A 19,496-nucleotide genomic window follows, 5' to 3' on the forward strand; every position below is an offset into this window, starting at 1 on the left:
CCTCGCCAGGGGCTCACGCCGGGATGCCCGCGCCGATCGCGTCGGTGATCATTCCCATCGGCAATCCGGGGACTGCGGTGTTCGCCTGGAAATCGGTCACTGCCTCGTCGAATGCGGCGACAGCCTGCTCGCCACCGGGAAGCGAGGACACCGCGTCGCGGGCCTGCTGGTCGACGATCGGGGCAGCCTCAACCACGTCGCGGACAGCGTCGGCGGCCGCGGAGCCGACCGGAGCGTTGGCTTCCCACTGATCGAGGGTGGTTTCGGTCTGCGCCGTGATCGCAGCCTGGTCGATGTCGGGGATCTCGACCTCGGTCGGTGCACCGACCTCACCGGCGCCGTAGGCCGTGGCTGCGGCAACGCCAATCGCGCCACCGACGATTGCGCCACCCGCAGCTGCCGGAACTCCGGCAAGCGCGCCGATACCTGCGCCGATGCCGGCACCGGCTGCCGTGCCGACGACACCGGCGGGGATGACACCGAGCGGCGTCAGAACCGGGGCGGCCAGCACGACTGCGCTGGTGCCGCCGATTGTGCCGCCGACAAGTCCGCCAGTCACGGCGCCGACGGCTGCGACAGGCACTCCGGCTGCGAGGGCACCGCCCACTGCTCCGGCTGCACCGCCCGCGACCTGCGCGGCCGCCAGGCGCTCGGCTTCCTCGGTCTTGAGGCCCGTGGAGCGCCAGAAGTCGGTGACCTGGGCTTCGATGACGGCCGTCTGACCATTCGTGCGGTCAGCGGTGTCCTTGCTCATCCAGTTCGGGCGATCCCCGAGGTAACGACCCCAACGAACCTTGTCCTCCGGTGCCTGAATCGGCGCGGTGAACTCCTCGAGCTGCGTGGGCAGGTGAAGCTGCGAGTAGTCGATCGGCTCGACGTAACTGCCCTGGTCGTAGGTGGGGACGACGTACTCGTTCGAGTTGTAGTCCCAGTTGTCGAGGGGCTTGGCAGGCTGCTGGTACTCCACCGGCACCGGAACCCAGGTCTGCACCGGCTCGGGCTCGGGCGCAGGAGCGGTCGTGACCCCACCCTGTGTGGACGGAGCGGGCGTGGTGACGCCGGACTGGGTCGACGGCGCCGTCGTCACGCCGCCCTGCGACGGTTCTGCGTGCGCGATACCGCCGCACGCTGTGACAATGACCGCGGCCGTGACTGCCGTTGTGCCAGCAGCCCTCACAATCCTGGCCTGCTTACGGTGCTTACCCATGTGTGCTGTTCCCTTCGGTGGATGAATCAGTGGTCAGGCCGTTCTGTGAGAACGTCGAGTCCGTCGACGTGGCGACGGAAGTAGAGGACGTCGGCGTAGCCGACGACGTCGAAGGCGAGGAGCTGACGGGCCGAGACGTTGTGGGCGCCAATGACGTGGCACTCGGCCGGGTCGTGCTCGTGGAAGAGCTCGACGACGAGGACGTTTTGTTGCTGGTCGAGAGGTCGGCAGCCACCGCGGCGAACATCTTCGCCACGTACGCGGTCGGGGCCAGCCCAGTGGCAGTCGCCGCCGACGATCCATACGAGCCGTGGGCTGCCTGGATGTTCGAGTACTTCGTCAGCGCCGCCAGGTCGAAGAGGTCCTTGTTCGCCTTGACCTCGCCCTTGACCAGGTCGAACGTCTGCTTGACCAGGCGCTGCGTGGTAGCCGGCGGAACCAGATTGATCACCGCGTTGACCGTCTTCGCGGCGATGATGCCGAAAGCGGCAACGGGATTCGCCAGACCCACAGCCGCGACAGCGGCGATCGTCTCCGGCGTGATCACCTTCTTCGCGATCGTGACCACCGAGTTCACCGCCACCAGGCCAACCTTCATCAGCGCGGAAATCGCTTCTTGGCCGGTCGGCGGTGTCGCCCGAGGATCCGAACCCTCAGCCAAACGCTGCGACAAGGTCTTCTTCGGCGTGATCGAGAGGTTCTCGAGTGAGTTCTTCGGGACCTGAATGTCTTCGTTGATCACGTCGACCCCGACGTTGAAGGCGGTCGACGCGAGAGCAAGTCCGATCGTCTGCACTGCGACGAACGGGTCGCCGCCGACCTCGGCCTGTCCCGCAACGTTCGCCACGGCCCGCGCGATCGGAGCCTTCGGCGGGGCATCGCAGGCCAGGTCACCGGTTTGGCACCACATCGACACCCGGCCGGTCAATGCGCCGAAGCTGGAGGCGGTGTCGGCCACCGGACCGATCCCCGCCCCGGTCGCCGTCGTGACCGTCACCGCGGGAAGGGCCTTCACCGCAGAACCCGAGGTCCCCGGGACAGGGGACGGCGTGGTCTGGGAAGTGCCGGGGAAGATGCCGGCGCCCTCCGCGCGGGTCGGGGACCCGAACAGCGCAGCCGATGCGATCGACGATGCCGGAACGCCGCTGACCTTCCCGGCACCCACCTCTGTGAGCCACTCCGAGGCAGCGTGGGCGAACTGGCTGTAGGCCGCGATCGCGAGCTTTGTCGCCGGGCACGAATCCAGGACTTTCTCCGCCGCGGTCTGGAGGTTGTCCTTTGCTGTGGAGACCGACACGGCGTACGACTCCTTGCCGCCGGGAACCGCACCACCGAACGCCGCCGGATACGGAACGTAGGCGCGGTCGACGTCCACGCCGAGCTGTCGCGCCTGGTCGAGCAGCGGCGACATGATGTTCGAGAGCATTCCCGTGTCGGCCTTCACCGGAGCATCCGGCGACGACTCTCCCGTGCCCTGCCCTCCGAGCACGAACAACGCAGGGCAGTCCTGCACCAACTGATCGACCCAATTGGTCGACGCGTGTGCGGGAACAGTATTCGCACCGACACTCACTGCCACCGCGACAGCGCCGACGACCGCCGAAGCGGCGAACCTGCGGCGCGCACCCGCCAGTCCTGAACTCTGAACCATCTGCATTCGGAACCCTTCAATCTCGTGGGGAGCCGGGACGGGGCTGGTGGCCCCACCGTCGGCCGGGGCGACGGTCAAGCAGGCCAGCCAGGGAAGGCCCCGCCGAGACCGGAGAGCAATGCAATGAGAAAGACGAGGAACATGGCGAAAACCCTTACGTGATAATGAGATTGGAATTCGGTCGGCGAGTTACACGACTAGCTGAACGCCGACCCATGGCGACGAGTACGGCACCAGCGAGTGACCCGCAGGGCAGGTCGCAAACCCGGGAAGGTCGATGCTGTAGCACCTGTAACCAGGCGCCCGACCAGCACAAAGAGCAACCACGCCGAGCGGTCGCCCGCCCTCATTCACCGAGATCGGAACGTGAGGAACGGACTTGCTGGAACTTGCCTGTAACGAAAACGGGGCGGAAGTAGGATTAGTAGGCGGGTGGATCTGGGCACCCAAAGACATCGGAGCCTCCAACTGGGTACAGAAATGGCCCGCGAGGATCCGAGATCCTGCGGCGTGGACGTTTACGTGCTGAAACGCTGTGGGGAGTAGAACCCCAGGTGCGGGCGAGGACGCCAATCATCACCGCACCTGGGGCTTGCTGATCTATCGGGCCGGCACGCGAGTCCGGAAGCTCGGGAGCTCGACGTAGCGCATGGTCATGGACCCGGTCATATGGGCGGTGACCGGGGATGAATCCACAGGACGTGCGAGTCGCCGCAATGGGCGGGGCGAAACGCAGCTCGGGATTCGCGTTCTCGATGATGTCGAAACGTGCTGAGCGCATGCGGAAGTCACGGGATGACCCTGTGACAGCTACCGCAGACCACTTCGAGCGCAACGATTCAACCCATCTTGGATATGACTGGGAAACGGTGTGTGCGTGAATGCACAACACCGCGCTACGTCTCGAACCTAAGTGGCCGGAGCCGGGCTCAAGGAAGACCTCACAGAGAGGCCGATTCAGGATGCTAGTCGGAGAATTACTCCGCGAGCAACATTTGTCCATCGTCAACATTCCGCTCGGTCGGTGATCAGCGGCGATTCTCTCGTCAGCTCTTGTATGAAAGTATGACATGCAAGCATGGTCCGGAACAAGGGTAAACGTGAGCCGATGAGGAGTCAGAATGAGCGGACAGGATTGGATTCCAGCCGTAGGAGACGACATGCCGCCAAGTGGGGTGAGGGGCTTCAGCCCCACCGCTCTCGAGGCGGCGATGCGGCGCAAAGGTGCAGCTTCGGACGACCTTGCAGACGCAATCGGGGTGAGTCGACAGTCGGTGTCGGCCTGGCTTTCCGGCAAGACGGTTCCGACACCCGTCATGATCGGTAAGGCCGCAACGTGGTTGAACGTAAAGACTGCGGACCTGATCCCCATCCCGCCTGACAAGCTGCGATTAGCCGACCTGCGAACGAGAGCTGGGCTCAACCAGCGCACCGCAGCCGAACGACTTGGTGTGTCCGCGTCGGTGCTGTACGAAGCGGAAAAAGGCCGGCGGGAAAGATCGGACGACTGGCTGGCGGCCATGTCGAGGGCTTACGGTGTTCCTGCCGAAGATGTAGCGAACGCGTGGAAGCGCACTCGTGCGGCGCGCGCGGCACGCATAGAAGGACTATAGAAATGCCCGCAAGCATTGACCGCATGAGAAAAGATGCGAGATCGCGGCGTGTCGGTTAGGTGATAGCCGGTTCCGGCTATCAGAATTGCCCGTATGGCTACAAAGTCATCACGAGGACCGGGCCGCCCCAGCAAGGGCACCCGGAAACAGGTGTTGCTCCGCTGGCATCCCGAGCTCAAAGAAGCCGTCGAGAACGCTGCCAAGGCACACGGTATGGATCTCAACACTTACGTGTCGGCGCTGCTGGCTGCCGACACTGGTCTTAGTCACCTCGTGACACCGAACCAACAGGAGGAACAACTGCCCCACTCCGCGTAAGCAAATACGCGAGATCGGTCCGGGCGGGATCGATCGACAACCAAAGATGAACACGTTGTAGTACGGCAGCCAACCTCGGAGAAATGGAAAAACCCCCGATCGGGCGGATCGGAGGCTTCTCCAAGTTGGCGAGAAACGAGTAACCAGCTCGGTTCTCTGCGGTACTGCCTTCCCCAGAGGGGCTTACCAGTGAGTGGTAGTACGCCTCAGGCTAGCGCATATCCTGATGCAGGTTCAATCACCCATGCGCGTGTCTCGTCACACGCGCCCACGATCCATTACTGCGGCAGCAGTCCCGCGCGTCCCCGCTACGGAACGGCGCGAACACCGCGCGCCATCCCCGGGCATATCCGCGGGCATCAGTGCCAATCGCTGACCCCAGCGTTCATCAACGCGATCGGCGGCCGCGACGAAGCATGCCGGCGATTCTGCAGGGTGACACTCGACCTCGGCGACGGCGCGTACGGCGGCATCGCCGTATGGAGCGGCGAGCAAACCTGGGTCGAGATCGAGGTCCGCGAGGCATACAAGCGCCACTACCTCATCATCCGACCAGCTCTCTGCCGTATTCGAGGCGGTGGCGGGGTCGCCCTCAAGACGCTCCTCAAGGTCGCTGCCGCCATGGCCGCAGCCGCCGACCACAACACCGGCCAGAACTCCAGGCTCAAAAACGACACCCTGATGGAGCGGACCGGGTACTGCAAGAGCACCGTGCAGCGCGCCAAGCTCGCCCTCAAGATGCTCGGCGTGGCCACCGAAGTTCTCCGTGGGCGACTCCGGCGATGGAAGGACCGCGGTGATGGTCTTGGGTCCGAACGCATGGCCTCATACCGCGTCGGAGACAAGTCACGCGGCTGGGCATCCGTGTGGGCGCTGCACCCCCGCAAGCCTGTGGATCAAACCCGCAGATCAGTCGACGGATCCATACAAATGGCACCCCACCCCTCTCGGGGTCACTCTTTAGATCATTCCTCTCCTAGAGAGGTTTCTAATACAAAGCGATCTGTGGAAAAACGAGCCGCTTCGCGGCGCCCTGAGACAAGGGGTCAACGCGAGAAGGCCGCAGCCAACCGGAAGGGCGTATTGCTGGCCGCCAGATGGCTCGGCAGTCCACGAACGGGGGCATGGGCACGGGAACATACCTCGCGGGGTTGGGGACCGGCTCTGGCCGAATCAGCGGCTCATGGTTGGACGGCGGCCGACCTCAACGACACGATCGACACCTGGGCGGCGGCACACCGGGTGACCCCGACCCCGAAGTCTCCGATTGCATTCGTCCGCTGGCTCCTAGGGCAACAAGATCTTGCTTTCCCTCCACATGTCCTCGCACAGATTGCGTTCGACCAGGAGAAAGCCGAACGGGAACGGCAGGTGGCCGAGTTTGCCGCCGAGCGTGCTCGCTACGCGGATGCTGCTGGCCCCGACTCCCCCGGCCGTCGTGCTGCTCGCACTGCGATCGCCGAACACACCGCGCTCATCAACCAGCGCAGGAGGGAGCGGCGGCAGCGTGAAGCTCAGCAGGAGTGGGTCGCCCGCGCCGAGCTGGTCGCTCGCCGCCGAAAGGACCGGCGGGGATGACCGCGACGATCCGGACCGGACCGGGCCGGTCAGGGGCGGCTGTTGTCCCGCGCAGCCCATCGACGGTGGAACTTCTCGATCGTGGCGGCGTCGACATCGATCGGCCGATGCGCAAGCCACCGAAGGTAGAGCCGGTCATCGAGATTGCGAGGATGCGCACCCGGTCGATCCGCTGGCTGGTCCAGGTGCTCCGCCAACATGTGCTCGAGGAACTTCGGAAGCTCGCGTCCCGGGCCGGCGTTGCGTTCGACGGTGTCGATAATGTGCGGCAGCACGACACCGGAGGTAGCGGCACCCACCCGCAGCAACGCGGCCTCGAGCGCGGCGCTAGGTCGTGGACCAGCAGCTTCGTTCAACTCGGTGGTGGCCTCGAGCAGTTCGGTGAGCGCCAGTACAGGGATCTCGACGGTGCCGGGTCCGACACTCATTACCCGGTCCGGATCGTCGCGAAGTGCTTCGCTCTCAGTTGAATTCGTACTCATCCGGTCTCCTCCGAGTTCGTCAGGCTATCGCCGAATGGCAATTGCTGAAGAACCATAGTGGGTGCGAACCCGCCACCTGTCGCGTTGAACGTGCATTGCACGTATCTACGACGCGCCAGCCGGTTCGCACCTCATACCGGTGCCTACCAGCAGAGAGGACCTGTACCCGGTCGTGCCTGAACGATGCCCTGACGGGCCTCCACTCCCCTCGCCGGATCTGCTTCTTCCGCAGCGATGATGGTCAGGTCGGCAGGAGTCCACCCCTCGTCGCCGGCGAACCGGAGAAAGAGCGCCAGGTCGACGCGGGTCACTTCTCCCTTACGCAGGTCATTTCTGGCCTGCTCAAGTTCGGGGATGCTCTTCTCGTGGATCTCGGGAACCTCAGTCGCCCATCTGGCCAGCGATCCGGGCGGATTGTGATACCACTCCAGGAAGATCCCTGTCGCCAGGGTGAGCTGGCAGACCCCGACAGGATCGGGTGAGGATTCCGCAATCAGTCGCGCAGCCGTCCGCAACGCGTCAAGGCTGAAATCCTGCTGGGGGCGATTCTCGGCCGAGGTGATGTCGTGGATGACCCCGCTGATCTTCTTCCCCTCCGCAGTTTCCCGTGTGCGCGTTGCCATATAGGTCAAACGCGGCTGCGACCCTCTGATCGTCACCTTCGACGCAAAAGGTGCACCAGCTGGCTTCGCTCCGATAGCGAAATCTTTTACATAGTCTTCGTATTCGTTCAGCCGCTCGAAACCGCCAAAAAATTTCCAGACATCCTGCACACCGCGCTCGACGGCCGCGTCGGCACCGAGGATGCTCTCTTCGGCACCTGGACCATGTTCGGTGACCTGGGTCCGATAATCCCATTCGAACGCCCCGACAGAGCGTCGAGCAGGAACAGGTTGGCGTGCGTCGCCGACCCACAGCTCCACACCGAAGACCTCGCCGCGGGCGGACAAGATCGGATGGCCGGAAAACCGGGCTCGTATGTCGCCCTGCGTTTTGCTGGCGATTGTGAGCAGCTCCACCTGCTCTTCACCGGTGACCGCCACCGCCTCGACGAGCAGTTTCGCCAACTTGCTGATCTGTGCGCCCTCGCCGGGGCTTCTGGCGATGCTCCACTTTCGGTTGCGGAGACTGGTGAACTCCTTCGGTGCCCCACCCTCCGCGACCAGGGTCGGCTCCTCACTGGACCAACGCCCGAGCGTTTCGACAATCAGCCAATTCGCCAGTTTGGCGCTCTTTGTGCTCGCCGGCCGCTGCGCTACACGCGGTTCCACCGTGTCAGTCAAATGCTCTACCCCCTTGCATGGGGTAGAACCCTAGCAACGCCGTCGCATTGACGCTGCGGCAGACCTCATCTCCTCGAACATCGTGGCATCATGCGAACAGAAAACCGACACACGGTCTGTTTTGTGAGCCAGTTGCCTTAAGCGCGAATGATTTTCGCGCACCGCGGCGATGTCGTCCGCGAGGATCGTTTCCACTGCCCGCACGGCTCCGCGTCGCAAGCTCCAGGGCGCCGACTGGTGAACGGTGGTGTGGTGGAAGAACGCATCGCCGGCATGGAACAACCATCCACGCCCGTCGACCTGCAAGGCAACACCGGAATGCCCTTCCGAATGACCAGGTAGAGGCACCAGCCACATGTTCTCGACACCATCGATCGGATAGGCGAGCTCGAAACCCAGCACTTGCTCGGTCATCTCGTCGTACGTCTGCACATTCGTGAGAGCCGTGAGATGCGATTGCCGATACCTGAACCGCTCGGACAACGTGCGCTGAGCACGCGCCGTCTGTAGCTCTGTGCACGTGGTATGCACGACGGCGTCGGGAAAGTCCGTTGCACCACCGATATGGTCGTAGTCCAAGTGGGTCACGACGATATGTCGTACGTCGGATCGGCTATAGCCCAATCCCTCAACCTGATTGACAGCGGTTTCCTCTGCACGCAACGCGGGTCCCAACATCATCGCGGGCGCGCCGAGCCGTCGCCGAGGTGACTCGATGTCACGAAGGCCTAGCCCACTGTCGACGAGGACCAGGCCGTCAGACGTCTCACAGAGCAGCACATGTGAGACCAGAGGGCCCACAAGTGGCGTGAGGAACGTCCCGCAATTCAGATGATGGACCCCGCTAATAGACAAACTCGACACCGCCCCGGAAGTAGGAGTGACCGCAGAGATCGCACCCTGCAGCTGCTACGACCGGAACAAAGTTGTGGGCCCCGGGAAGAATCCCCCATTCGGGAGAAGCGGAGCCATAGTACATGAGACCGTAAGTGCACAGATAGCGGGCGGCCGTTGGGGTTTGAGAATTCGGAACATGTTCCTGCAAACTGTGCTGGTACCGTTCCGCAGGTTGGTTTTGACGCTTGGTGGGCGGAGGTGCAAGTGAGTCGGCAGGCTAGGGGTTTAGCGACGAGAGCCCAGCTCATCGCGGGTGCGGCCGAGGCATTCGACCGGAACGGCTACGTCGGGACCAGCCTGGAGGCGATCGTCGACAGTCTTGGACTCTCCAAGGGGGCGTTGTACTTCCACTTCGGCTCGAAGGAGGAGCTTGCGCGGGCCATCATTGCCGAGCAACACGCGATCTCCATCGCTGCGGTCGAGGCAATCAGAGGAGAGCATGCGCCGGCGGTAGAGCAGATCGTGATGCTGTGCCACGAAATGGCCAGGCAGATCGTTCACGAGCCGGTCGTGAGAGCCGGGATCCGTATCACCGTCGAGCTCAGTGACAAAGGCTATGGACCCGCCGACCCCTACATCGACTGGATCAACACCTGCGACTACCTCGCACGGCGCGCCATCGACCAGGGCGACATCAGTCATGAGACAGATCCGGCGACCTTCGCTCGATTCGTGATCGGAGCGTTCACCGGTGTCCAAACCCTGTCCCTGATCCACACCGGAGGAGCCGACCTCGAGGAACGCGTCGACGACATGTGGATGCTGCTGCTACCTGGCATCATGCCCCGCTACCGGCAAAAGGACCTAAATAGAACCCGCCGAGCGCGCAGTGCCGGACCACCCGAGAAGTTTGGGCCAGTTTTCTCGGTGTAAGCAGGTTCGGCGAGGTGCCCGAACAGGCATCGCCAGCGTGCCTACTGCGCTCGAGAGTCCGAGGTGGGGCGCGACGAGAACGGAGCGACCTTGAAATCGCGCTGTGGCCGTACGCAGTCACCAGTCCCCGACTCTGGCGAGGTTTCCCGAGGTGTCTCAACGTCGAACGAGGACGGCAGCGTGGTGTTTGGCATCTCAACCCTTCGATGTAGCCCGATTGCGCAGTGCGGAAGTCGGACCCCGCGACTGCGATGCGACTCGAACCGAAGCAACAGGCTCGAGGAAGCCCCTCCGTTGAGGGGCGACTCCAAGGGTAACGTCCCCAAGCGGTTGGTTGCCGCGACCACTGGCAGGCGGGGTTTCGTGGAGCCGGACTGAACGGTTCTGCCGGGTGTCCGACGACCTAACACTTCGCGTCGCTCGCGGCGAGGCCTGGGGAGGGAGCGCGTCATGGTGTTAGAGGGTTCTCCGATCAAGCCCGACAAGTGGTCGTCCTCGCCGCCGGCGCCGCCCCCGCACCGCCGGCCAGAACCTCGACACCTCCGGTCCACGACCGCATCACCGACGCCCTCGAACAACCCGAATAGCAGGGTTCAGCCCACACCCACCGGCGGGCGACCGAGGTTCTACCTACTGACACCGGCACCGAGACTGCCGAGGCACAACACGAACGGCCCCCACCACCGCAAACGGTGGAAGGGGCCGCCCCACGACACAGACGCGCCTGCATCGCATCAGCCCGTTTTCACCCGACTGCCAAGCGCACTAGTCGCTCCGCTGGCCGGAGAAGGAAGACCGGACCGAACCTGGACGTCACGCTACTGCGACCATCCACTCACGCACAACCACCGATACCAGCGCCGGGCTCAAACCGGGACGTGTCATCTTTCCTGGTCAGCGCGCTCCCGGGGCCGCGATTTTTACCGTCCATCCACGCGATCACATCGAACGTTGAGGGGCGACTCCAAGGGGAACGCCCCCAAGCGGTTGGTTGCCGCGACCACTGGCAGGCGGGGTTTCGTGGAGCCGGACTGAACGGTCCTGCCGGGTGTCCGACGACCTAACACTCGCTACGGGGAGAGCCCGCGTCCGGCGCACAGCCACGTGGGCGTCGTCGCATGTGCGGGAGCAAACGATTACCCCGGACCGGGTATTCGATCTCGTGCAGTGTGCGCACAAGGGGTAGAGGTGCGGCGGCAATGGAGCCCGGCTTCTTCATCCATGCTCACGCCCCGTCCGCCCAACGGGGAGGAAAGGCCGACCCGCCGCAACCGGCCTACTTTGACCCTGCCGAACGGTTCGCTCACCCGCAACCCGACACGCCGGTCGGCGCCGGCGGAGATCTGAGTGGTGCACGCTGCGGCGTTGCTGATCCGGTGTAAGCCCCACTCCCCCATCGAAACGAATGACTAGTCCTACCTAGGAGGGTTGACTGCGGTATATGGAGCTGAGCGTGATATCCGTAATTCCGTATATTCGCATGTCAGTAAATCCGTAGATGTACCGCCATGGGCTCGATTGCACCCGCTGCGGACGGGCGTGCGTGCAACGTGAAGGCACGTCGTCCATGTCCCTCACTCTGCGTGGTGGCGAAACTCCGCAAGCCCGTTTATCCGTAATCAGTAGACGCGGACGATGAGGCAAGATTGCACGCCGCCACAAAGTCCTGCGTTTCGGGACCGCAACGGTCGTGCACGCGAACTTGGCCGGATTGCAGCACCATGCCCCCTGCCGGAAGCTCGGCCGAGACCCGCTGCATACTCGCGGTCACGGGTGCACCCACCCCGCCTGTCCGTAGATTCGTGAATCCGTATATGCGGAGAGGTGCAATCCGTGTTGCATCGCCGGCGACCATGGGCGTGCAACGTCCACTGCACGGGAGTCTCCACGCGTCGGGCACCCACGCAAGTCCGCAGTTCCGTATTTCCGTATTTCCGTGAGTGCGCAATGTCTGCGCTGGGGATTGCTCCCGCAGCTACCGCCGAGGCCCGTGCAACGAGGAAGGCCAAGGTTCCCGCCGCTGAACGTCCTTGCCTACGCAAGTCCGTAGATCCGTGAATCAGTAGTGGCGGAGCGGTCGACCTGACATTGCACTTCCACAGCCGCGATCAGCCATGTGAGCCCGGACGGGCCGCGACGAGCCCCGTCTTCGCGAGTCCGTAGATCCGTAGATCCGTAGAAGCGGAACGGGTGCACGCGAACTGCACCGCTCCGCCTGGCGGCCGCAATCGTGCAAGGCCTTCGTGCAGTGTCCGCACCGGGGCGTGCAGGGGGCTCTGGGCCGGCGTTGCAGCCGACGGTGCGAGGCAGAGGCGCGCTGTTGCACCACACTGATCCGCGAATACGGATTTACGGAAACACGGAAAGGCGTTTTTCCGCGTGTCAGTCCATCAGTAGATGCTGAAGTCCGCGTACGCTGACCTCCGTAGATCCGCCATTCCGCACCTTGCAGCTCGTGCGACTCGGCTTGCACACCCGCAAGATTCGGGATCTACCAGTGCAATTCCATGCGGACACACGGAAATACGGAAATACGCAGGAGCGGACATGCGGAAGTGGGAGACATGCTTGTCATCACAACACTGAACCTCAAAGGCGGTTCCTCGAAGACCACGTCAGCCGCCTTCATCCTCCACGCACTCCATGAATCGGGGCTCAAAGTCCTCGGCGTTGACGCAGACGGAGAGAACGAGTCACTTCTGCAGTGGGGGAGTCTCGGCGAATGGCCTTTCCCGGTCATCGGCATGGCTGTCCCGAACTTGCACAGGCAGCTTCCGGGTATCGCGAACGGCAAGTACGACGCCGTAGTCATCGACACGCCGCCGATGAAGGAGCAACGAAGCATCGTGCTCTCGGCTGCACGACTTGCAACGCACGTCGTCTGCCCGATGGCCCCGACACCGATCGAGTACAACCGTCTTCCCGCGGTACGACAATTGCTTGCGGACGTCGCCGAACTTCGGGACGGGGACGCCCCTGCCTTTGCAGTCCTGTTCACCCGAACTGTCTCGAATGCGGCCTCGACAGAGGTGTACCGAGAAATGGTCACCGAAGACGGTGACTACGTACTCAAGCCAACTGTCGGCCGTCTCGAGCGCTACTCCCAGGCCTTCGGGATGCCGATCGAGAATGCTCTCAACTCGGCCTACGGGGATGCGGTGATCGAGCTCCTCGACCTCGACGCGCAGAAGGAGATCGCATGACATCCGCAGCAGACAGAATCCGCGCCAGTGCCGAGCGCGCGCGAAGGCCAGTGGCGGCGCAAGCCCAACCGGAGGAGGAGCAAGAGCCAGTAGTGGCGGCCCCATCGGCGAGGGTGCATGAAGAAGACAAGCCCCGCAAGCCTGCCGTTCGCGCGGTCCCTGTCATCGCTCCCCGGCAGAAGGACATCCGTAAGAACGTCGACCTCTCGCCCGATCAGAATGACCGGCTGGGGGACTGGCAGCGCGCCGCAGCAAGAGAGCTCGGCGTAGCCCGAGTGACGGCCCAGGACGTGCTTGTTGCACTCGTGGAAAGACTCCTTGCAGATCCCGACCTGAGCGAGCAGGTCAAGAAGGACCTGCACAACACCCGTTTCTAGTTGCAAATCCGTAAATCCGTAAACACGAGGATCCGTAAACACGGATATGAGGAAGTCCTGCAGGCGCGCACCGACGGACCCCCTTAGACGCACAGGCCACCGCAGCCGCAGATGCGGAAACGCACAACGGTCGACCGCACACGCAGCGGGGCCCGCCAGGAGTTGCACCTCCGTACGGCGGGCCCCTCACCAGGAATCTGGAGGTTTCCCAGCTATGGCAGACGATACAACTCAGGATGCACCACCGTTGCGGGCGAGCACGCTCGCGTTGACCGCTGTTGGCGTGATGGCAGTGGGGATGGGCGCGCTCGCCTTCACGCTGTCGTTCGATTCGCTCCGGCAGCTCGCCGTTGAGATCGGCGTGCGCCCCGGATTCTCCTGGATGGCACCCGTTGCAATCGACATTGCGCAGGCTGCCGCAACGTTCGGTTATGTTGAGCTGAAAGCTGAGAGGCACCGCTGGTCCCGTCGGTATTGCCTGGCGTTTGCCGTGGGGGCTGTGGGGCTGAGCGTTGCTGGCAACGGCTACCACGCCTACCAGCTCGCAGTGCGAAACGCTGCTCGTGTTGCAGCGGGAGAGGATCTCGGCTTCATCCCGCAACCGGCACCCGCTGCGTTAGGCATGGCGATGATCTTCCCGCTGCTGTGGCTGGGACTGATGCACATGTCGACCCTGATGTTGCGTGCCTTCCGTGAAGAGCGTGCACACGCGTTGCAGGGGCCTACGGGCGAGCCCTCACCGGTTATCGAGCGAGCAGGATCCATCGCACCGGCAACCTACGAGGCTGCACCCGAAGCCGCACCGGTGGCGCAACAGGTCGAAGCAACCGCTGACCTCGGCGCCACTCGAACCGGAAACGTCAACATCGTTGAGCCGCCCAGGCAACAGGACGAACCAGTTGTACCGCGGACACGCAACGGGTGGCCGCAGACCCACGAAGGACTCACCCAGTTCCTCACGGAATGCGCGCTGCCTGAGCCGGTGAAGGAGGTTGCGGAAATGCTTGTGCGTGAACCGCACCTCAAGCAGGTCACCGTTGCACAGCAGATCAACGTGGACCGATCCACTGTGTGCAGACGATGGAAGGCGTTCGTCGCCGCCGCGGAAGACGAAGGCTTCTCCGTGCCTCCACTGCCGCAACCGTTCGATACCGAGACCGACTTCCGGCCCGCACGAGAACTACAGCCCGCGTAAACATGTCCGTTGCATGGCCGGAGCGAACTGCCGTCAACGTTGGCGGCCGTTCCTCCGGTCAGCAACGCTGTTGTCACGTGATGAAATGGGTGGCAAAGCTCCACTGGAGGTCTTTCGGTTTCTCCGCGAGTGTTAGGCCGTCCGGGGCGATGCACCATCCTGATCCCTTCGCAGCGAAAAGACGGTGATCGAGTTGACCGACGCGATGCACGTCGCCCGCGAGTGGGTGGTCGAACAACTCCGTTTCCCTCAACGTGCACCGCGTACAACGGCCGTCATCGCCTGGTCCCACGTCTCCGCAACAACACAGTCGGCGGTAGCCGGCCTCTCGAACGTGATCCTCGACCCGAACGAGATCGTTGCACAGCCGAGTTGGTGGCGCCGCATCACGGGCCGCCCTTGCGGATACCCGCAACTGACAACCGGGCAGCGTGCAGAGCTTCGACAAGCGCACACGTCGTTGCACTGGCCGTTGCGGGAGGAGGGGCCCGAGATCCGCCTGGTTGCAGTCGCCGAGGACGTTGTTGCACGCGTTGTTTCCCACGCCGCATGGAAGCACCCGCTACTCGACGGCCACCGAACCGTCCTCGGGTTCACCATCGAGCTACACCTGGTCGCGGCCGCGGCACACGACCTGTTCAGTCTGCGCGCGAACACCCCAGCGGTCCCGGACAACGACATCACCGACAACCTCGCCAGAGCACGCGCCGAATGGGAACGCCGGCAGGTGGTTGCTGCCAAGGCGGAGGCTGGTCTCATCGACCGAGTCGCAGCACTCCGCGCCTACGAGGCTGCGCTGACACCTATCGCAACGAGCGTGCACAACCTCCACGCCGTCACCGAGATGGCAACCGGGGGAGCGGACGTCGACCGACTCTACGAAGACATCGTCGGCGCCGAGTACTCAATCGAGCGGACCTCCGCGCTACGCAACGACATCGACGACATCCGTGCAGCCCTCGAATCCCAGGTCGCCTACCTCGACAGTCTCATCGGACCACACCGGAATGCATGAGTGAGTTCATGCATGCATTGCGTTAACTGATGCCGGCATCGGTGCCGCTGCGACACCGTTTCGCTCGAACGAGCTGGTTGCACAGCCTGTGTTGGTGGCGCGCAGAGCCTTCCGCAGGCGCACACCGTCGTTGCACACGGAGGTGGCGGAGATCGGCCTGTTGCAGTCGCAGTGGGCGGTGTTGCACGCGCTGTTTCCTCGGCGGGCGCACCCGCGTAGGCGCGCGCCGATCCTCCGTGCAGCCCAGCGCAAACGAACATGAGGCCACGACTGAAACGAGGCCCACAGCCCGGATAGCCTCAGCAGAAGACGGTCGGGGTGGACGTCGGTAGCGCCCACCCCGACCTGATCACCGAACGAACAGGACTCGGACGATGACCACCACCAGTATCGAACCCCAGCCCCTCCACCTCGACGACATGACCGCTGAGCAGCGGTTCCACTACGTCCAGGTGACCCTCGATGCCCTCCGGTCCGGTCGGCCGGCCCCGGTGGATCCGGACGGCTACGAGAACCATGACGACCTGGCCGCGTGGATCCGTGACCAGGCTGAACTCCCGAACGCGGCGACCCTCGCCGGCGTGTCCTGATGGGCCAGAAGACGACCGAACCGGGTGAGATCTCCGTGCAGTTCGGGAAGGTGGTCGCTCACGCGATGATCGACGCCGGGATCACGACGAACACCCAGCTGGCGGAGATGACCGGGATAAGTGGTCCGACCATCGGGCGCATTCTCCGTGGTACCCGCGTGACACCGGTCGAGGAGGCGGTCCTGATCGCGAAGGCGCTCGGGATCCCCCTCAGCAAACTGATTGCCGCGATGGAAAGGCGCCTGACCAGCTAATAGGACCCCAACACCTCCCCAGCCCTACCCTGCGGGTTGGGGTCTTGTCGTGTCCGGGGTCAGTACGCGGGCAGTCCGTCGCCGCGCTTCTGGGTGGACCCCTCCAGTTCGGCATTGACCAGGTTCAGGAACTCGAACCAGGGCATCTCGAACGCTGTCGAGAGCCCCTGCATGTGCCGAATGTTCATGGGAATCTTCGTGGTTTCGAGTCGAAGAATGGTCGACCGACCAAGACCGGCCGCCTTCGCGAGGTCGTCCTGCGACCAGCGCCGGATGGTCCGCTGGATACGCATCTGGTTCGCGATCGCGGTGCTCATAAGGTCAGTTTCGGTACTGGGTGTGTCCATAACGACCTACTTAACACCGAATGGACAGTCACAGACCCGGTCCGCGCGAGGCTGGCGCGCGTGTCTCAGGGCCAATGGCCGACGGTGCTGCCGCGACACCGCTCCGCGCTGACTTGCCGCCTTATGCCAGCTGGTGGCGTCGCTCAGTGGTCGGCGGGGGAGGTGGGTGTGTTCCGTCGTGCCTTCTCGCGGGCGAGGTACTTGTACAGGCCGGGCTGGCTGAGATTGAAACGCTTCGTCAACTCTACGACGGAATGCCCCGCGTTGTGCAGGTCGTAGAGTTCCGACTGTTGTGCAGGATTGAGGCGCGGTTTGCGGCCGGCGAAACCGCCTGCAGCCTTACGGCGGGCATTGCCCTCCATCGTGCGCAGACGAATCAGGCCGGACTCGAACTCGGCGAAGGTAGTCGACAACGTCGCAAACACCGTTCGCCCAATAGGATCCCGCGGATCGTGCACCGTGCCGTCGAACATCAACAGCACATCGCGGTCCTGGAGGTCCGTGGCGATCGCGCTGAGATCGGCAACCGAGCGGGCCAGTCGATCCAACGAGGTGACGACCAAGGTGTCACGAGCGGACAACGCCGACAAGGCCTCCGTCAACGCTGGTCGAGGCCTGTCCGTGCCCGTCAGTCCGTGATCCACATGAATGGAGTCGACACCCACACCCAACACTCGCAGCTGATCGCGCTGGCCTTGTTCGTCGTCCCCGGACGACGAACAACGTGCGTACCCGATCAACATCCCACCATCGTATTCTACGAATACACCCCTTCAGGTAGACGAGATGGCACACGGGGCAGAGTTCGGCCGTCGGTCGCCCCCCAACTCCGAGGTCGACCCCACACAAAAGGCGTGATGAGGACGTGCACTTAGGCCGTCCCGTGTAGATCGGAATCGAGGGATCGCCACCGCTCACGAGGTGTTCGGGGGAGTATGGGATAGATTCTGGGGATTCGGACCCGAGAGCCCCACTGCCCGAAAGGAGTCTGGTGATGCGAGCGCAACCTGCGCCAATAACTGGCTCCGTGCTGGAGTGGGCTATTCGTGATACCGAGCTAACCCCGGGCGAGGTCGCTGACCGGGTGGAAGTCACCGAAGCACAGCTGCGGGCGTGGATGTACGAGGACGCGTACCCGAACACCACCCAGCTCAAGAAGCTGTCCAGGGCACTCGGCCGCCCCGAGTCCTTTTTCTTCTTGGAAGAGCCGCCGCAACAACAGCCAACGCCCGTGGAGTTCAGGCGGTTCGCGGGATCGAACGGTAGGCCTGGTCCAAAAACCATTGAAGGCATCAAACTTGCCCGCCGAGTCCAGAAGACGCATGCATGGATCAGGCAGCGAGGCGAAGGTCCCGTTAAGCTTCCCGCGCTGTCAGTCGACGAGGACGTCGAGGAGGTAGCTGGGCGCCTTCGCGAATGGCTCGGTTGGTCGACCGAACACCAGACTGACGCCACGGAGGCAACGGTCGCCAGAGATTTCCGCAGTGCACTGCAGGCCAAGGGGATCCTGGCACTGAACCTCACTCTGGACGAAGGTACTTCCCGAGGGTTCAGCCTTCACGACACCTACGCACCGCTGGTGGCCGCCAATACACGCGACCCACATCCTGCGCGTCTCTTCTCATACGCGCACGAGCTCGTCCATCTGTGCTTGGGTGAAGATGCAGTCTGTGGAACGCGGGGTGCGAAACAGGGCCTCGAAAGATTCTGCAACCGAGTCGCGTCGGCCCTGCTGATGCCACGGCGCGCATTCGTCGACTTTAAGAAGTCGAAGTTCGGCTCTGAGCTAATTTCTGACCTAAAGCAGATAACAACGATAAAAAATCGCTTCCGTGTGAGCATGCGGGCCGCCGCCATTCGTCTTGAGGAGCTAGGGCTCGGGGTATCGGGTCTTTACGGCAAAGTCGATCGCGAAGCGAAGGTAGACCAGAAGAAGGGCGGGTTTGCAGTTCCGGGCCAGGAGCCTCGGACGCGACCGATTATCCGGGTCGACCAGTACGGTCACGAATTTATTAGTACGCTCTTTTCCGCCGAGGAGAGAGGTCTTCTGCGGCGACGTCAAATTTCTGAGCTTCTTAGTGTTTCCGAAAAAGAATTGGGTCATGTTCAGCAACTTGCGGCGATCGGCGCCGACACGTGACCGTTGTTGTAATTGCGGACGCTAGCGCATTGCAGGTGATGCCGAGTCTGACATCGAAAGAACGATCGATCGATCTTTTCGGTGAATTGACGGTCCGAGTCGAAAGCTGCCTCCTGTGCTTTCCTCGTGAGGTTGCTCTCGACCTGGGGGTTACCGCCCGAGACGAGCCTGTAGCCGCGTGGGCCGCGGGGCTCGGAAGGAAGCTGTCGCCGTTCAAAGCGGATATCAAGTTTCTGAGGCCGTTGATGGGGCACGTAAAGGCGTGTGGATACCCCAATGGATTTGATTCCATCTCGGGCGACGAACCCAGCAACGCCCACGTCGCGCGCCTTGCATGTCAATACGCAGCGGGAGACAACGAGTTCGTGGTGGCGACGGAGGACGTCGGAGAGGGGCCGTTGTCGCCGACGACGGAGCAGCTTTGTGATGCCGCTTCTTGGGAGCGAGTCGGCGCAGCGGAGGCGCTCGAGCGA

At 63.3% G+C, this 19,496-nt stretch carries 18 protein-coding genes; 11 read left to right on the top strand and 7 right to left on the bottom strand.

Annotated features, from left to right (window positions below):
- Window positions 1–13: 13 nt before the first annotated feature.
- Both JVH1_RS43540 and JVH1_RS43545 read right to left on the bottom strand, forming a co-directional pair.
- A complete protein-coding gene (locus JVH1_RS43540; RefSeq protein ID WP_043779622.1) occupies window positions 14–1,207 on the bottom strand; it encodes a hypothetical protein in 1,194 nt (397 codons plus the stop codon).
- Window positions 1,200–2,864: a cutinase family protein gene (locus tag JVH1_RS43545; RefSeq protein ID WP_009475961.1), complete on the bottom strand. Its 1,665-nt coding sequence runs from the start codon at window positions 2,862–2,864 to the stop codon at window positions 1,200–1,202. Before JVH1_RS43545 ends, JVH1_RS43540 begins: the two co-directional genes overlap by 8 nt.
- Before the next feature lie 1,115 nt (window positions 2,865–3,979).
- Here JVH1_RS43545 and JVH1_RS43550 point away from each other — a divergent pair.
- The 3 genes from JVH1_RS43550 (at window position 3,980) to JVH1_RS43560 (ending at window position 6,367) form a co-directional block, all read left to right on the top strand.
- Complete coding sequence (locus JVH1_RS43550; RefSeq protein WP_083849761.1) at window positions 3,980–4,471, top strand: helix-turn-helix transcriptional regulator; 492 nt, start codon at window positions 3,980–3,982, stop codon at window positions 4,469–4,471.
- A 93-nt stretch (window positions 4,472–4,564) separates the two neighbouring features.
- On the top strand, window positions 4,565–4,789 hold the full coding sequence (locus JVH1_RS43555) for a toxin-antitoxin system HicB family antitoxin (protein ID WP_157173983.1): 225 nt from the start codon (window positions 4,565–4,567) through the stop codon (window positions 4,787–4,789).
- Window positions 4,790–5,224: 435 nt separating this feature from the next.
- The gene (locus JVH1_RS43560) at window positions 5,225–6,367 is read left to right on the top strand and encodes a replication protein (RefSeq protein WP_237735170.1); all 1,143 of its coding nucleotides are present in this window, start codon (window positions 5,225–5,227) and stop codon (window positions 6,365–6,367) included.
- A gap of 29 nt (window positions 6,368–6,396) precedes the next feature.
- On the opposite strand, the gene JVH1_RS43565 is transcribed toward JVH1_RS43560, so the two are convergent.
- The 3 genes from JVH1_RS43565 to JVH1_RS43575 all read right to left on the bottom strand — a co-directional run bounded on the left by JVH1_RS43565 (window position 6,397) and on the right by JVH1_RS43575 (window position 8,996).
- Window positions 6,397–6,849, bottom strand: coding sequence for a hypothetical protein (locus JVH1_RS43565; RefSeq protein ID WP_009475957.1), 453 nt, complete (start codon window positions 6,847–6,849; stop codon window positions 6,397–6,399).
- Window positions 6,850–6,992: 143 nt separating this feature from the next.
- On the bottom strand, window positions 6,993–8,132 hold the full coding sequence (locus JVH1_RS43570) for a GAF domain-containing protein (protein ID WP_237735169.1): 1,140 nt from the start codon (window positions 8,130–8,132) through the stop codon (window positions 6,993–6,995).
- 30 nt (window positions 8,133–8,162) lie between these two features.
- Window positions 8,163–8,996, bottom strand: a complete 834-nt coding sequence (locus tag JVH1_RS43575; RefSeq protein ID WP_083849760.1) for an MBL fold metallo-hydrolase — start codon at window positions 8,994–8,996, stop codon at window positions 8,163–8,165.
- A gap of 237 nt (window positions 8,997–9,233) precedes the next feature.
- Here JVH1_RS43575 and JVH1_RS43580 point away from each other — a divergent pair, with 237 nt between their 5' ends.
- The 7 genes from JVH1_RS43580 to JVH1_RS43610 all read left to right on the top strand — a co-directional run bounded on the left by JVH1_RS43580 (window position 9,234) and on the right by JVH1_RS43610 (window position 16,536).
- On the top strand, window positions 9,234–9,902 hold the full coding sequence (locus JVH1_RS43580; protein WP_009475954.1) for a ScbR family autoregulator-binding transcription factor: 669 nt from the start codon (window positions 9,234–9,236) through the stop codon (window positions 9,900–9,902).
- A 2,507-nt stretch (window positions 9,903–12,409) separates the two neighbouring features.
- A complete protein-coding gene (locus tag JVH1_RS43585) occupies window positions 12,410–13,105 on the top strand; it encodes a ParA family protein (RefSeq protein ID WP_237735168.1) in 696 nt (231 codons plus the stop codon).
- Window positions 13,102–13,482 carry a hypothetical protein gene (locus JVH1_RS43590; protein ID WP_237735167.1) on the top strand — a complete coding sequence of 127 codons (381 nt, stop codon included), beginning with the start codon at window positions 13,102–13,104 and terminating at the stop codon, window positions 13,480–13,482. Before JVH1_RS43585 ends, JVH1_RS43590 begins: the two co-directional genes overlap by 4 nt.
- 214 nt (window positions 13,483–13,696) lie before the next feature.
- Window positions 13,697–14,677 (top strand): DUF2637 domain-containing protein, encoded by a 981-nt coding sequence (locus tag JVH1_RS43595; RefSeq protein WP_009475949.1) that lies wholly within the window; start codon window positions 13,697–13,699, stop codon window positions 14,675–14,677.
- 184 nt (window positions 14,678–14,861) lie between these two features.
- Complete coding sequence (locus JVH1_RS43600) at window positions 14,862–15,692, top strand: hypothetical protein (protein WP_009475948.1); 831 nt, start codon at window positions 14,862–14,864, stop codon at window positions 15,690–15,692.
- A 374-nt stretch (window positions 15,693–16,066) separates the two neighbouring features.
- Entirely contained in the window at window positions 16,067–16,282 is a 216-nt protein-coding gene (locus JVH1_RS43605; RefSeq protein WP_009475946.1) for a hypothetical protein, read from the top strand.
- Window positions 16,282–16,536 carry a helix-turn-helix domain-containing protein gene (locus JVH1_RS43610; RefSeq protein ID WP_009475945.1) on the top strand — a complete coding sequence of 85 codons (255 nt, stop codon included), beginning with the start codon at window positions 16,282–16,284 and terminating at the stop codon, window positions 16,534–16,536. Before JVH1_RS43605 ends, JVH1_RS43610 begins: the two co-directional genes overlap by 1 nt.
- Window positions 16,537–16,595: 59 nt before the next feature.
- Here the strand turns inward: JVH1_RS43610 and JVH1_RS43615 are convergent, their stop codons facing one another.
- Window positions 16,596–16,853 carry a helix-turn-helix transcriptional regulator gene (locus JVH1_RS43615; protein ID WP_009475944.1) on the bottom strand — a complete coding sequence of 86 codons (258 nt, stop codon included), beginning with the start codon at window positions 16,851–16,853 and terminating at the stop codon, window positions 16,596–16,598.
- A gap of 173 nt (window positions 16,854–17,026) precedes the next feature.
- Complete coding sequence (locus JVH1_RS43620; protein WP_009475943.1) at window positions 17,027–17,626, bottom strand: recombinase family protein; 600 nt, start codon at window positions 17,624–17,626, stop codon at window positions 17,027–17,029.
- A 251-nt stretch (window positions 17,627–17,877) separates the two neighbouring features.
- Between JVH1_RS43620 and JVH1_RS43625 the strand changes: the two genes are divergently transcribed.
- Window positions 17,878–19,023 (top strand): ImmA/IrrE family metallo-endopeptidase, encoded by a 1,146-nt coding sequence (locus JVH1_RS43625; protein WP_083849757.1) that lies wholly within the window; start codon window positions 17,878–17,880, stop codon window positions 19,021–19,023.
- Window positions 19,024–19,496 lie beyond the last annotated feature (473 nt).

Origin of the sequence: Rhodococcus sp. JVH1, assembly GCF_000280725.2 — a bacterium.
In the GTDB taxonomy this organism is placed as follows: domain Bacteria; phylum Actinomycetota; class Actinomycetes; order Mycobacteriales; family Mycobacteriaceae; genus Rhodococcus_F; species Rhodococcus_F jostii_A.